The sequence below is a fragment of the Turicibacter sp. genome (genome assembly GCF_017941855.1).
In the GTDB taxonomy this organism is placed as follows: Bacteria; Bacillota_I; Bacilli_A; order MOL361; family Turicibacteraceae; genus Turicibacter; species Turicibacter sanguinis.
Window position 1 is genome coordinate 31,614 of record NZ_JAGAVR010000104.1, and the last position, 13,159, is coordinate 44,772.

The window sequence follows — 13,159 nt, forward strand, 5'->3', positions numbered from 1 at the left end:
CGTTACATTTTTAGTAAGAAGAAGGCGAGGATAATATCGATGATCGCGAATGGAATTGGAATATAAAAGAGATATCTCCAAGGATAGCTATTGATAATCCAGCCTGATAGTGTTGGGCCAACTGCAGGAGCAAAAGCAAGGACGATTCCGACGATTCCCATGGCAAATCCACGGCTTTTTATGGGAAAGATTAGCATAAATACGGTTTGCATTAGGGGGACGGTAACACCTCCTGCTAAACCTTGTATAAATCTAGCGGTTAATAGCACTTCAAAGTTTGTGGCAAAAGCTCCAATTATGGTTCCAATGGTAAAGAGGGACATTGAAGTTAAAAATAGTGTTTTAGTTTTAAATCGGTTAATAAGAAAGGCTGTAAAAGGAATAACGATTCCTAGAGCAAGCATGTATCCTGTACTGAGCCATTGAACAGTTGAGACACTGACGTTTAATTCTTTCATGATATCAGGCAGTGCAACGTTCATGAAGGTGCTATTTAAGAAAGTAATAAAAGTACCGAGTAAGAAAACGGCTGCTATAACGATGACGTTATCGCCTTTATCATTAGATGATGATTCATTCATAAGGTCACCTCGCTAATTTAGGGATATCATTATGATTCATCATTAATAATTTTTTATGCTATTACCTATTTATAAGGGATGTTATCTTATGTTTTTTGTTATATGATTAGGTCAGATTATAAATTTAGGAGGTTATTATGACGTTTGAGAAGATGATTAAGTGTTGTGGGAATTTGACGCCAACAGAAAGTCAGCTGGCGCAATATATATTAAGAAATAAGGAAGAAGTTCAAACCTCATCGATTCAGTCTCTTTCAGAGAAAACATTTGCTTCTAAGTCAGCGATTCATCGTTTTTGTAAAAAGATTGGGTTTGAAGGATTTAATGATCTTAAAGTAAAGATTGCTAAAGATTTGGTGGAGGAAAGCAAGGGGGTCCCGCATATTGATGTGAATTTTCCATTTACAGCACTTGATAATCATCAAACGATTGCAAATAAATTGCTTAATTTATATGAAACAACGATCGAAGATACATATCAATCGATTAATTTAGAGGATTTTAATGAGTGTGTAAAATTACTTTATGAAGCAGATTATATTGATATTTATACGCATGGTCACAATATGAATGTTGCAAAGAATTTCCAGGATAAAATGCGTGCGATTGGACGTAAGGTGACGTGCCCAAAGTCAGCCTATGATCAGCGAATGACGGCTGTTTCATCGAATGAACGTCATGTCGCAGTTATTATTTCGTATTCTTTGAAGGCAACTTTTTTACCATCTGTTATTGATATTTTAAAGGATAAAAAGGTTGAAATTATTTTAATTGGTCGTCTTGGAAATAAGATTCCGTATCAGTCGATTCAACATTATTTATATATTAGTGATCGCGAAAACTTAAGAAATCGAATTTCTCAATTTTCTTCTCATATTGCGATGCAGTATATGCTTGATTTACTTTTCAGCTGTATTTTCAAAGTTGATTATGATGAGAATATACGGTATATCGAGGAAATCATGAATACGATTGATGATCGTGAAATTGATTATGAAGATTAATTTTTTTATAAAGGCCTCTTAGTTTTTCCACTGATAGGCCTTTATGGTGCCAAAAAGTTTCAAAATGATGAAAAAAAATCAGGAAGTTTTAAAACATTAAACCAGTCTTTGTTTATTCTATTGAACTTTGAAAGAGAAGAAAATATAGTAGGTTTAGGAGGCGGTTTAATGAAAAAAGTCATTTTTTTTGATATAGATGGAACCTTAATTGATAGTCATAATGGAAAAAAAGATATTTCATCTCGTGTAAAACAGTCATTACGTGATTTACAAAGACGGGGGCATTATGTTTTTATTGCAACAGGAAGACCATATGCTTTTTTAAGTAAAGTGATTCGTGAGTTTGGTTTTGATGGGTACGTTCTAGCTAATGGAGCTCATGTGATTGTTGATGGAAAAAAGATTCATAGTAAAGCAATAGATAATGGGATATTAAAGAATTTAGTTTCACATTTAGAGAATAAAAATCTTGAATTTGTGTTAGAAGATGAGACATGTGTTTACGCATATGAGAATTATGAGAAGATTTGGCCATTTTATGAGCAATATGGGATTTTAAAAGATTATTTTATGTTAGATTACGAGGTGGATCAGGTCAATGCGTTTAAGATAGAGGTGCTATGTCCAAAGCCAGAAGATTTAGAGTATTGTATAGAATTTTTAAAAAATCATGAGGAATATACATACTGCCACAGTGTGCACCCTACACATCTTGAAATTTATTTAAAGGAAAATCATAAAGCGACGGGAATTTTAAAGGTATTAGATTATTTGAATATCTCGATTGAAAACACGTATGCTTTTGGTGATGGAAGTAATGATATTGAGATGTTAGAGACTGTTGGGTGTGGAATTGCCATGGGGAATGCTTCAGATGAGGTTAAAAAATATGCTAATGTGGTGACAGATACAGTAGCGAATGATGGCATTGTATCAGGGATTGAAAAATATATTTTAAGCTAATAAAAGGTGAGAGTATTGGTTCATTTTTATATGGAAATATTGAAAAATAATAAAAAAGGTCTGTATCGAATCGATACAGACCTTTAATTTAGCTGAATAAGTTAATAAAGATGGTAATGATACCTGAGTTGATAAAATCAATGAAGAGTCCCCCAACAAGTGGGACGACAAAGTAGGGTGTTGGTGTGAATCCAAAACGATTTGTTAATTCGTCCATATTGGCAATAGCATTTGGGGTTGCACCCATTCCGAATCCGCATGTGGCTGAGGCGAATACAGCTGCTTCGTAGTTTTTCCCCATGACTTTATAGGTTATAAAGGAAGCAAAAAGTGCAATCAGAATGGATTGAGCAATTAGCATGATGATAAGTGGTAAAGCTAAATCGAATAATTGCCAAAGTTTCAGTCCCATAAGCGCCATGGTTAGAAAGAATGAGAGAGATAAGCTACCAATTGTTTCAATTTCTTTTTCAACCAGTTCTTTTCCTCTTAAATCGGCAATATTTCGAATAAGGGCCGCTACAAGCATCGCTCCGATATAAGAGGGGAATGTTAAACTTGTCATTTGAATGAATTTAGAAACAATAGATCCTAATCCCATGGCAATGAATAGTAAGCACGCACCATTCATCATGTGTTTTAGTGAGAGAATGTTTGTATTTTCTTCGTTAAATCCTCCCGCTTCTTCTGGTTTTTGATTTGATTTTTCAGCTTTTAAATGATGTTTAAGTATTAAATTTCTTGCTACTAATCCACCGAGAATACTTCCCATGATTAGTCCAAAGGTTGCTGAAGCAACTGATACGGTTGTTGCTCGTTCAACGCCAAGTCCTTCAAGAATCGGACCAAATGATCCGGCAGTTCCATGTCCTCCAACCATTGGAATAGATCCAGTTGCGAGGCCGAGTAATGGAGATAACCGAAAAGCAGTTGCGAGAGATACTCCAACGATATTTTGTAAGATGACAAGTAAAATGGCAAGAAGTAAGAAAGTAATCACTTTTTTACCGCCTTGTTTTAATAAAGCAAAACTTGCTGTAAATCCGATACTTGTAAAGAATGTTGTCATGAATAGATTTTGTAAGGATGTATCTAAATTTATGGCTGCGAGGTTAGTTTGATATAAAAAGAGTGTAACTAATGAAAAAATAAATCCGCCTACTACTGATGGTGGAATACAGTATTTAGAGAGAATCGAAAATTTCTTTCGGATATATTTTCCTAGATAAAAAATAATTGAAACTAAAGCCATTGTTTCGTAGAGGTTTAAATTCAGTTCCATGTCTTAGGCTCTCCTTTCATTTCTCTAATTATTATGGATGAATTGTCATATAAAAATTAGAGTTTAAGTATGAACAAATCAAATATGTTATTAGTTCAATTCAAAACTATAACTGATAATCATAATTAAAAAAATGCTTTCGAAAAAAATTCGAAAGCATTTTGTATTGAATCACTTTTTCTAGTGTCTAGTAAAATACTAGGGTAAATCTACAGTAGTTAAATAAAAAATCATTAATAGATAGTTTTCATCCAATTTAAATCAATAATCCCTGAACCAACTGTCTCTTTTAAGGTAGATAATAAGTTTTGTGTGTCATCTAATGTATAATTGTAAGGTAGTTCATTAAATCCATTCCATGAGAATTTTAGACTTGTTGCTGGTTCAGGTGATAATGGAGAGTTAGGGTCAGTACTGTTTCCACGATATGAGATATTTTTATACTCGTAGATAGTATCAAGGGCTAAGATTTTTCCTGTGTAAGATGAGTTAGAGGCACTTTTTTGGTTATTTCGTAATGGGTATTTAATACCTAGGATAGCTGAGTTTTCTACTAGGACTGCACCGCCTTCTGTTGAGATGGCTCCATTACTTGTGACATTGAAGCTATAGCCTTTGTTAGTAATGGCTTTAGCGACTGATGATGGAATTAAAGTAGAGGCTTTGTAGGCATTTTGTGAATCCATCACGATATTATAGACGTGTGCATTACCACCACGAAGTCTAGGTAATCGATCCTGTGAATCTAAGTAGTAGTTGTGGTGCATTGTAATCTCTAAGTCCTTGTTATCAGTAGCCATTTCTGTAGCTCCAATCAAATGGGTTTTCTTTTGAGGTGCCGCAACGGCCATTATGGTTTCTTGACTTAGGTTTTGAGAGCGTAGGAATTGATACATTGGATAGGCTGATTGGTTAGCTTCCATTGCTTTAAACATTGCTTCATAGAATTCACCACGACCAGGTAGGAATTTCGAGTATGAAATAGTTAGTCCTGTTGTTCCTTTTTTAGAGTCAACGACACCATCGTATGCTTTACCAAATGTACAGTGATCAATCCAGATGTTACTTGATTGTTCTAGTGTGATGTAATCCCAATCATTTTTATCATATTTTCCTTTTGTTGATTCGTCCCATTCCCAGAGTTCATCGAATTCAATGTTTCGAATGACGATGTTATTTGAACGTTTGAAGATTAAAGCTCCATGAGTGAGTTTGGCCCCGTTTTTAGAGAAGATTGTCAGACCATCAAATCCATCAATCATAATCTTACTGACACCTGTTTCTTTTAAAATAGGGTGAGTTAAGGCAGTGTTATGAGAGGTAAATGGTGCGACTTGAGCACTTGGTCCAATAACATTCCACCCCAGGTCAATATCATTCATAATTTCAATGACTTTGGTTGAAGCCTTTTTAGTAAGAGCTTCTCCTAATTCCTTAGCGTTTGTAACTTTGATGTAGTAAGGGCTAGTTTCATCTAATTCACCTCCACCAGTTACACCCTCAGCAAATCCCGCTACTGAATACTTTGATTGACTGGCTTCAGGTTTTACTTCAGGAGTCGGATCTTTAGTAGGTTCAGGTTCTGGCGTTGGTTGTGGCATTGGAGAAGGATCAGGATTTGGTGTTGAATCTGGTGTTACTGTGTTATCAACATCAGTTACTAAAATATTGTCATAGTTGACTTGAACTTTGCTTGCGACTAGTCCTACAGCACCAGCTGTTAAAGAATCATCAGTTGCTTCTATCATCAGTTTCCCATTTAAATATACTTTTAAGATAGAACCTTGCATTTCGAGTGTTACGTTATACCAAGTATTTTGTTGAATTTCTGTACTTACCTGGGCAATTACCGAAGAAGCCCCATTTACTTTCTTACGTAGTTCTAATCCATTTTTGCTGCTTAGACTTACCCCATAGAAGTTATTCCCGTCTGTGTATCGGCCACATAAAAAAGCACGATTAGATCCATTGAAGTCAAGAACTTTCATATCTGCTGAAATACTGTAGTCAGTCCATGATAAATCGCCACGCATGATACGACCTTCGCTATTAGTAGAGGTATGTCCAATTGTATTGGTTTCATCTAAAATAATATTAAAGCTCCCTCTTTGGATTTCCCACTGGTCGTAGTTTGATTCAAAATCTTCTGAAAAGTATATGTTTGATGCTAAAACATCACTTTTTTGTGTCAGTAGTAAACTAGCTGTCATAAAAGCGAAGCTATAATAAGATAAATGTTTTTTTGTAAGCTTCAAGGTCATTCCTCCTGGTTTTTAATATGTATCATCATAAGGGAAATGACTGAGATAAAAAAGTGAAAAGAATGTCATGGCATCAAAAAAGCCTCTAGTCTGAGGCTCCTTAATTAAAAATATTTTCCGCTAAATTTTTCTTTTACTGCATCTAAGACTGGTTTAAAATCTTCTTCGTTTTCCGAGAATAATTTAATGAGTTTTTCTTTAGCTTCAATGTATTCAGGGTCGGTTTCGCTATGATTTACAATAGGATTAAATAACTTGTGGTATTTCATAAATAATACAGGGTGTTTTTTAGCAAAAGCTTCAACTTCATCAATATGACGTTCTGGCTTTGTTGCGTTTTTAATCCATTTAAAGACGTAATCGTATTTATCAGTCATTTGAAATCATCCTTTCAGATTAGGTGTTCATTATAGTTTTGCTTAAAGTACTAGGATTTATAACTAGGTCACGTTAAAATAAAAGTAGGTTATGTGAGAGGATTAAGGAGTTGTTTAGGATGTGTGATAAATTTAAGGATTTAAAAATTGATTGTAAAAATTGTTTCGGTCTTTGTTGTGTGGCACTTTATTTTTCGAAGTTTGAGGGTTTTCCAAGTGATAAGGTTGCAGGGAAGCCGTGTTCTCATTTAAGTGATGACTTTAGTTGTAAAATTCACGAGTCGTTAAGTGATAAAGGTTTAAAAGGATGCACTGCTTATGATTGCTTTGGGGCGGGCCAAAAGGTCGCACAGGTCACGTATAAGGGAATTGATTGGAAGCAATCATCTAAGACTGAGATGTTTGATGTCTTTGTTGTGATGCGTCAGTTACACGAGATGTTATGGTATTTAACAGATGCGAGCTTACAAGAGGTATCGATTTCACTTAAGAAAGAGGTTGAAGAGATGAGACTGAAGATTGTTCAGTTAACGTATCTTGATCTCGCTTCATTATTAGTTTTAGATATTGAATCATATCGTGATGAGGTCAATAAAATTCTTCGTCAGATTGGAACGTTATCAGGTGAGAAACTTGGCAAAGATTTGATGGGAAAAAATTTAACGAAAAAGAATCTAATTAACTCGGATTTAAGAGGGGCATTATTAATTGCAGCTAATTTGAAGAATCAGGATTTAAGTGGAGCTAATGTTATTGCGGCAGATTTTAGAGATGCAGATATTAGGGGGGCTAAACTTGATAAATGTTTATTTTTAACGCAATCCCAGATTAATGTGGCCAAAGGAGATCAGCAGACAAAAATTCCAAATTGGCTATCACGTCCTGCGCACTGGTAATATAATTTTTCGCTAGACTTTGGTTTTGAATTGACTTTTCAGTTAGTCTAAAATACTAATAGCTTTCATAATATGATAAGGAGAGGTACTTTTTAAGTTGCTTCTTCTTTTTTTGAATGAATATAGGGAGAGGATAGAGATGTGTACAGCTATTACATTAAAGACACAAGATGGATTGCATGCATTAGGGAGAAATTTAGATATTGTGGCTTTATTAGATGTTGCTGTTATTTTGATTCCGAGGTCATATGCATTTACTCATACTATCATGAGTCTAAAAAAGAAAAATAAATACGCGATGGTTGGAATGTCTACGACGTTTGAAAATCATGTCTTATTAGTTGACGGGATGAATGAAAAGGGATTAGCTTGCGCTGTATTAGAGTTACCTAAATATGCTTCATGGAGTAAAGTATTGGATAAAGATAAAATAAATGTGGCTCCTTATGATTTTGTTTATTGGATTTTAGCAAATTTTCAATCTCTTGAGGAAGTAAAAGACGGATTAAAAAATGTAAATCTAGTTAATGAGTCGCTTGAAGGGAAAGAGGTATCAGTAGATGTTCATTGGATTGTAACTGATCGTACAGGACAGTCTATTGTAATAGAAAAAACGAAGGGGAATTTTCGAATTTATAATAATAAGGTGGGAGTTTTAACTAATGCTCCAACATTCGATTGGCATCTCATAAATTTAAATCGGTATATGAATATACAAGTGACGAATCCGCATAAGGTGAAGTGGGGACATCAGGAGTTAAGTTTTGACTCAGAAGGTTTTGGGGGAATCGGACTACCAGGAGATGTTTCATCTTCATCTCGTTTTGTAAAAGCAGCTTTTCTAAGAAATCATATTAGAGTAGAAAAAGGAGAAGATGCTTTAATAACAAGTACTTTTCATATTTTAAGTAATGTGGCTGTTATCAAAGGAACTGCTGTTACTTGCCACCAACAATATTTGAAAACGCAGTGTACTAGTTGTATGTGTTTAGAGACAGGCGTTTATTACTATAACACTTATAATAATAATCAAATTAATGCTATTCATTTATTTGACGAGAATTTAGATGCCTCTGAAGTTAAAGTGTTTCCTTATCAAGATAAACTGGTAGTACAGAAACAAAATTAAGTAAAATATGAGGGAGATTAAAGATGGATTTATCTTTTTTACAAACTTACTGTATTCCTGTCATTGTAGGAATTTGTTTGTGTGTGGGGGATGTTATCAAAAATAGTTTAACTCTTGTACAGAATAAATATATTCCATTAATTATGGCTATTTTAGGGTTGATACTAAATGTTTGGATTAATAAAGGAATTTCACCTGATATTGTTCTTGGGGGAATGTTTTCAGGACTTTCGAGTACGGGGGTTCATCAGTTATTTAAGCAATTGATTCAAGTTCAGAGTGATGAAAAATAAGAAAAAAGAGCTAGTTAACTAGCTCTTTTTTCTTTTAATTAATAGGTGAACTATTGTTAGATTGTTGTGACCATTCAACTAATCTTGCCATCTCTATTGGAGATTCTTGCATTCCTCTTATGATCCATTCATCAATCCATCCAAACTGGCCACAAGCTAGCCATGCATTTGTATAAGCCTGGATATTTTCTTGTTCAGGCTTGGGTCCACATACAGATTTAATCGTATCTAAAACTAAATAAGATAAGCCACATTTATAAAGTAATTGATAGGTTTCAGCATATTTTAGATAATGACCAAATAGACTTTCGACAAAATTAGGATTTTTACTTTGCTCAAACTCAGTTCCCCATTCTTGAATTAATTTCACCAAATGTTGTTTTAAAATATCTTCTTTATTTATAAAATTTCTATAAAAAGAAGCTCTACTAACCAGTGCATGTTTTACAATCTCTGTAATTGTAATGTCTTCAAAGGGGTGATGTTTCATTAAACTTAAAAGTGCATGAGTAATTTGCTCTTTAACAAATGAATTATTTTGTTCTTTTTTCATGTGATACAAAACCTCCAATTTGTCTCATTTTTTCCAGATATCTTGTTTTCTATTTTAGTAGATGATACATTTGTCTCCGTTAGAGGATACCTATGTATAAATGAATTGTCAAGGAGGTTTGTCGATGGTTTTTAGGTTAATGAAAAACACTTTTATTGTTGTCACAATTATCTTGTTATTAATAGTTGTCTTTTTAATCATTGCTATGTTCATAGGCTCAAGACCGATTAAAAGTAACTACTATAATCAAGTTGATGCAGTGGGCATGATTGAAAAGAAATATACTAATCGTGGGGAGTATGAAGTTGAGTCTATTAAAGCTAATAGCAATGAAGAATTATTTAAGGAGTACAAAATATGGTATCCGTTAGAATTAGAGGAAAAGGCTGATAAAACATATCCAGTTGTTTTGTTAGTAAATGGGACAGGGGTTCCCTATACAAAGTATGGTGCAATATTTGAACATTTGGCTTCGTGGGGATTTATTGTGGTAGGAAACGATGATAAAAATTCAGCAAGTGGTAAGTCGTCATCTATTATGTTGAACTACATCCTTTCTTTAAATGAAGATAACGAAAGTATTTTTTTTGGCAAAATAGATTTAGGTAATATTGGAATATCAGGGCATTCACAAGGAGGTGTGGGTGCAATTAATGCTATAACAAGCTTTGATAATAGCAACATATTTACGTCGCTCTATACAGCAAGTACCACAGCTTTAGAGCTCGCTCAAGCACTTGAATGGGACTACGATGTATCAAAAATAAAATCCCTTATTTTAAAGTAGCAGCTACAGGAAAGTCTGATGCTGAGTTAATAGCACCTCTTTTATCTTTAATAGATAATTATAACAGAGTAGAAAGTGAACAACTTACCATTATGGGAAGACGAAAGAATGTTGAGCATGACCAAATGCTAACTCATGCTGATGGTTATATGACAGCTTGGTTTAGGTACACATTAATGAATGATGAAGAAGCTGGTCAAGCTTTTTCTGGTGATGTCCCTGAAATCTTAACTAATTTAGATAATTGGCAAGATGTTCAAATTAAAGAATAATGACCGATGAAAAAATAAATTTCTCAACAAGTAAAGATAGCTTTACGGATTATAGTAAGAATTGGCTAAAGTTGAAATGGGTATCCTAAATTATTTTATTTTTTTAAATATTAATCTGTTGTATAGTAGCAAAATAGGGAGGACATAATGATGACAACAATATTATTAATTATTATTTATATTGCTTATATTGGACTTGGAATTCCTGATTCATTACTCGGGGTAGCATGGCCAGCCATTTATCGTGAGTTTGGATTACCTGTTTCTACTGTTAGTTGTATTTCATTATTAATTTCAGTAGGAACGGTTATTTCAAGCTTATTAAGCGCAAGAGTAATCAATAAGTTTGGGACAGGGAAGGTAGCAGCGGTTAGTACATCCATGACAGCTATTGCATTACTAGGGTTTTCTTTATCAAATAATTTGCTATGGTTATGTTTATCAGCTATTCCACTTGGATTAGGTGCAGGTGCAATTGATGCTGCTATGAATAACTATGTTGCTCTTCATTATTCATCTAAACACATGAATTTCTTACACTGTTTTTACGGAATAGGAGTTTCGTTTAGTCCTTATTTGATGTCTATGGCCTTATCTAATCAATCTGACTGGCGTAACGGCTATCAGAATGTTTTCTATTTTCAGTTAGCTATTTCAATGATTTGTATCATATCACTTCCTCTTTGGAATAGGGTCAAAGAATCAGTACATGTTCAGGAAGAAAAGACTCATCCCTTGAAACTATCTGAATTAGTTAAAATTCCATCAGTACGTTGGGTATGGGGCGCGTTTATTGGATTAGGTGCAATGGAATCATTATGTGCTGTCTGGACAAGTACATTTCTCGTAAATGCAAAAGGAATGGCTTCTTATCATGCTGCAAAAGTAATTATGATATATTATATTGGGATGACACTAGGACGTTTATTATCAGGAATTTTAGCCGATAAATTATCAAGCTGGAAGTTAATAAAAATTGGTCAATTTATTACCATATTAGCAATTTTATTATTACTATTACCTTTATCTTTAGAAAGCTCAATTTTAGGATTATTTCTGATTGGACTGGGGATTAGCCCTATTTTTCCAAACCTAATTCATTTAACACCTGAAAACTTTGGGAAAAATCTTTCTCAATCTGTTATGGGAACACAAATAGCGGCTTGTTATGCAGCTACTATACTAACACCACCATTCTTTGGTCTGATAGCTGAATTATTTGGATTGAATTTATTTCCATTAACTTTATTTATCGCCTTTATCGTGATGTTATTCTCAATTATTTGCTTAACGAGAAAATTGAAAAAATCAAACTAGATATTAACTCTTTAGGGTAGTAACTTTAGATTAAATAAAACTTTATAAAAATAAAAACAGTCATCTTAAAATGACTGTTTTTATTTTTGTATGCTGCGTTATAGTACAGTTACTAGCTCTTTTTTATAAGTAAGGTCTTAATTCATGTAGTAGTTTTTCTTCTATTTTAATGAGTTGATTAGCAAGATCTTTGATATCGCTTGTTGCAGCGGGATATTGGTTAAGATATTTAGCAATAGATTTAATTCCCATGTTGCATCCATCTGTTACGATATCGGCTATTTTTTCATCAACATCACCTGTTAGTAGTTTAACATTTGTACTCATCCAAGACATTGCTTTTGCAATAGGGTTGGGTTCTTTATCAGAATCGTGAGCTTCCATTAGTTTTTGGTGTGTTAAGTCACCGAATTTTTTATGTTCTTCAAGAGAAGTAGTTAAAGTATTACGTAGGTTCTCATTTTTAACTTTTTCTAGAACCTCATTTAAACTCTCAACTGCCATTTTAGTTCCAGAATTACATTCATTTAATAGTTTAATTGAATCTTGATTAGGCATTAATATAACCTTCTTTCTATTTCATATTTAATATTATTTGCTATTTTAATGAAGGGTATTCCAATAAAGAACTAAGAATATTTAATCTGATACAGAGTGTCTAATTTTGAATTTAGACATAGGATACTATAGGACAGATTTTAATATTAAGTGCAACATAAAAAAAACTCATAAATAAGATTATTGTTATAGAATGAGTTACCACACCAAATTCTTAACAAGGAAATTTATTGATAAGTTATAGACATCTTAAGACATTCGAGGGGACCCCTATAGAGGTGCTTTCGAAAATGAGATATTTAGTGAGATAAATGACTCAATGATTTCTCCTGAATTAAAACGAAACACTCAGGAGATGTATCAGGCTGAGTCCACAGATGAATTAAGCAAGAAAAGACACTTAATTCATTATCGTTCAGAGAAGAAATCCAAAGAAGTCATTTCCCTATATTATTTAACATTAACTCAGTCGCTAGACCAGATTTTTAATACAGTTTTAAAAGGGATTATTTCATTTTATGCCATTTATCGTTGATGATGGAGCATTTTGTTAGAAGATTTAAGTTGTTTAAAATAAACAGGAAAGCCTTGAAAATTATGAGAAACTAACTTTAGAACGTCGATTTATCAACGTTCTAAAGAAGTGAAAAACATAAAAGATTTAGGAATAGTGTGAAGCAAGTATCCTCCTTTGATGGTGATGGGCAATAGATACGATTATTTCAAGTCGTATTTAAAGTAAAGGTTGTTTATCATCATTTGTAGAACACCAAATCCATTATTACATCGCTATTAAAATATAAAATTTCTCAGAAATGGAAATGTACAAAGCGCTAAGTCAATTAAATGAAAACTATCATCTATAAATCTTTAAAACCGACATAGT

General features: G+C 33.4%; 15 protein-coding genes. 9 read left to right on the plus strand and 6 right to left on the minus strand.

What is annotated here, in order from left to right:
• Nucleotides 1–2: 2 nt before the first annotated feature.
• The gene (locus tag J6D32_RS11040) at nt 3–581 is read right to left on the minus strand and encodes an MFS transporter (RefSeq protein ID WP_287467679.1); all 579 of its coding nucleotides are present in this window, start codon (nt 579–581) and stop codon (nt 3–5) included.
• 137 nt (nt 582–718) lie between these two features.
• Between J6D32_RS11040 and J6D32_RS11045 the strand changes: the two genes are divergently transcribed.
• Together J6D32_RS11045 and J6D32_RS11050 are read left to right on the plus strand one after the other, a co-directional pair.
• Nucleotides 719–1,585, plus strand: coding sequence for a MurR/RpiR family transcriptional regulator (locus tag J6D32_RS11045; protein WP_006785390.1), 867 nt, complete (start codon nt 719–721; stop codon nt 1,583–1,585).
• Nucleotides 1,586–1,753: 168 nt separating this feature from the next.
• On the plus strand, nt 1,754–2,548 hold the full coding sequence (locus tag J6D32_RS11050; protein ID WP_006785389.1) for an HAD family hydrolase: 795 nt from the start codon (nt 1,754–1,756) through the stop codon (nt 2,546–2,548).
• Between the two features lie 88 nt (nt 2,549–2,636).
• On the opposite strand, the gene gltS is transcribed toward J6D32_RS11050, so the two are convergent.
• From gltS to J6D32_RS11065, 3 genes are all read right to left on the minus strand, one after another.
• Nucleotides 2,637–3,830, minus strand: a complete 1,194-nt coding sequence (gene gltS / locus J6D32_RS11055; RefSeq protein ID WP_006785388.1) for a sodium/glutamate symporter — start codon at nt 3,828–3,830, stop codon at nt 2,637–2,639.
• A 233-nt stretch (nt 3,831–4,063) separates the two neighbouring features.
• Nucleotides 4,064–6,085 (minus strand): pectate lyase family protein, encoded by a 2,022-nt coding sequence (locus J6D32_RS11060; protein WP_287467680.1) that lies wholly within the window; start codon nt 6,083–6,085, stop codon nt 4,064–4,066.
• Between the two features lie 110 nt (nt 6,086–6,195).
• Nucleotides 6,196–6,468: a hypothetical protein gene (locus J6D32_RS11065; protein WP_009606618.1), complete on the minus strand. Its 273-nt coding sequence runs from the start codon at nt 6,466–6,468 to the stop codon at nt 6,196–6,198.
• Between the two features lie 119 nt (nt 6,469–6,587).
• Between J6D32_RS11065 and J6D32_RS11070 the strand changes: the two genes are divergently transcribed.
• The 3 genes from J6D32_RS11070 (at nt 6,588) to J6D32_RS11080 (ending at nt 8,786) form a co-directional block, all read left to right on the plus strand.
• Nucleotides 6,588–7,364 (plus strand): pentapeptide repeat-containing protein, encoded by a 777-nt coding sequence (locus J6D32_RS11070; protein ID WP_006785386.1) that lies wholly within the window; start codon nt 6,588–6,590, stop codon nt 7,362–7,364.
• A gap of 139 nt (nt 7,365–7,503) precedes the next feature.
• Nucleotides 7,504–8,493, plus strand: a complete 990-nt coding sequence (gene bsh / locus J6D32_RS11075) for a choloylglycine hydrolase (protein ID WP_006785385.1) — start codon at nt 7,504–7,506, stop codon at nt 8,491–8,493.
• 23 nt (nt 8,494–8,516) lie between these two features.
• Nucleotides 8,517–8,786 (plus strand): phage holin family protein, encoded by a 270-nt coding sequence (locus tag J6D32_RS11080; protein ID WP_006785384.1) that lies wholly within the window; start codon nt 8,517–8,519, stop codon nt 8,784–8,786.
• 34 nt (nt 8,787–8,820) lie between these two features.
• Here J6D32_RS11080 and J6D32_RS11085 read toward each other — a convergent pair whose 3' ends face one another.
• Entirely contained in the window at nt 8,821–9,339 is a 519-nt protein-coding gene (locus tag J6D32_RS11085) for a TetR/AcrR family transcriptional regulator (protein ID WP_132942924.1), read from the minus strand.
• Between the two features lie 124 nt (nt 9,340–9,463).
• Here J6D32_RS11085 and J6D32_RS11090 point away from each other — a divergent pair, with 124 nt between their 5' ends.
• The 3 genes from J6D32_RS11090 to J6D32_RS11100 all read left to right on the plus strand — a co-directional run bounded on the left by J6D32_RS11090 (nt 9,464) and on the right by J6D32_RS11100 (nt 11,715).
• Nucleotides 9,464–10,126, plus strand: a complete 663-nt coding sequence (locus J6D32_RS11090; protein ID WP_262951569.1) for a poly(ethylene terephthalate) hydrolase family protein — start codon at nt 9,464–9,466, stop codon at nt 10,124–10,126.
• Between the two features lie 92 nt (nt 10,127–10,218).
• Nucleotides 10,219–10,398 (plus strand): hypothetical protein, encoded by a 180-nt coding sequence (locus J6D32_RS11095; protein ID WP_050775616.1) that lies wholly within the window; start codon nt 10,219–10,221, stop codon nt 10,396–10,398.
• Nucleotides 10,399–10,548: 150 nt separating this feature from the next.
• Nucleotides 10,549–11,715: an MFS transporter gene (locus tag J6D32_RS11100; protein WP_229059698.1), complete on the plus strand. Its 1,167-nt coding sequence runs from the start codon at nt 10,549–10,551 to the stop codon at nt 11,713–11,715.
• 123 nt (nt 11,716–11,838) lie between these two features.
• Here J6D32_RS11100 and J6D32_RS11105 read toward each other — a convergent pair whose 3' ends face one another.
• A complete protein-coding gene (locus J6D32_RS11105; RefSeq protein WP_006783897.1) occupies nt 11,839–12,273 on the minus strand; it encodes a hypothetical protein in 435 nt (144 codons plus the stop codon).
• Nucleotides 12,274–12,592: 319 nt separating this feature from the next.
• On the opposite strand from J6D32_RS11105, the gene J6D32_RS11110 reads away from it, so the two are divergent.
• Nucleotides 12,593–12,808 (plus strand): hypothetical protein, encoded by a 216-nt coding sequence (locus J6D32_RS11110; protein ID WP_006783898.1) that lies wholly within the window; start codon nt 12,593–12,595, stop codon nt 12,806–12,808.
• Nucleotides 12,809–13,159: the final 351 nt, after the last annotated feature.

Coding starts and splice junctions, on each gene's coding strand:
- J6D32_RS11105 (WP_006783897.1), bottom strand. CDS start 12,273: ATGCCTAATCAAGATTCAATTAAACTATTAAATGAATGTAATTCTGGA.
- J6D32_RS11070 (WP_006785386.1), top strand. CDS start 6,588: ATGTGTGATAAATTTAAGGATTTAAAAATTGATTGTAAAAATTGTTTC.
- J6D32_RS11100 (WP_229059698.1), top strand. CDS start 10,549: ATGACAACAATATTATTAATTATTATTTATATTGCTTATATTGGACTT.
- gltS (WP_006785388.1), bottom strand. CDS start 3,830: ATGGAACTGAATTTAAACCTCTACGAAACAATGGCTTTAGTTTCAATT.
- J6D32_RS11065 (WP_009606618.1), bottom strand. CDS start 6,468: ATGACTGATAAATACGATTACGTCTTTAAATGGATTAAAAACGCAACA.
- J6D32_RS11050 (WP_006785389.1), top strand. CDS start 1,754: ATGAAAAAAGTCATTTTTTTTGATATAGATGGAACCTTAATTGATAGT.
- J6D32_RS11095 (WP_050775616.1), top strand. CDS start 10,219: ATGGGAAGACGAAAGAATGTTGAGCATGACCAAATGCTAACTCATGCT.
- J6D32_RS11045 (WP_006785390.1), top strand. CDS start 719: ATGACGTTTGAGAAGATGATTAAGTGTTGTGGGAATTTGACGCCAACA.
- J6D32_RS11110 (WP_006783898.1), top strand. CDS start 12,593: ATGATTTCTCCTGAATTAAAACGAAACACTCAGGAGATGTATCAGGCT.
- J6D32_RS11040 (WP_287467679.1), bottom strand. CDS start 581: ATGAATGAATCATCATCTAATGATAAAGGCGATAACGTCATCGTTATA.
- J6D32_RS11085 (WP_132942924.1), bottom strand. CDS start 9,339: ATGAAAAAAGAACAAAATAATTCATTTGTTAAAGAGCAAATTACTCAT.
- bsh (WP_006785385.1), top strand. CDS start 7,504: ATGTGTACAGCTATTACATTAAAGACACAAGATGGATTGCATGCATTA.
- J6D32_RS11090 (WP_262951569.1), top strand. CDS start 9,464: ATGGTTTTTAGGTTAATGAAAAACACTTTTATTGTTGTCACAATTATC.
- J6D32_RS11080 (WP_006785384.1), top strand. CDS start 8,517: ATGGATTTATCTTTTTTACAAACTTACTGTATTCCTGTCATTGTAGGA.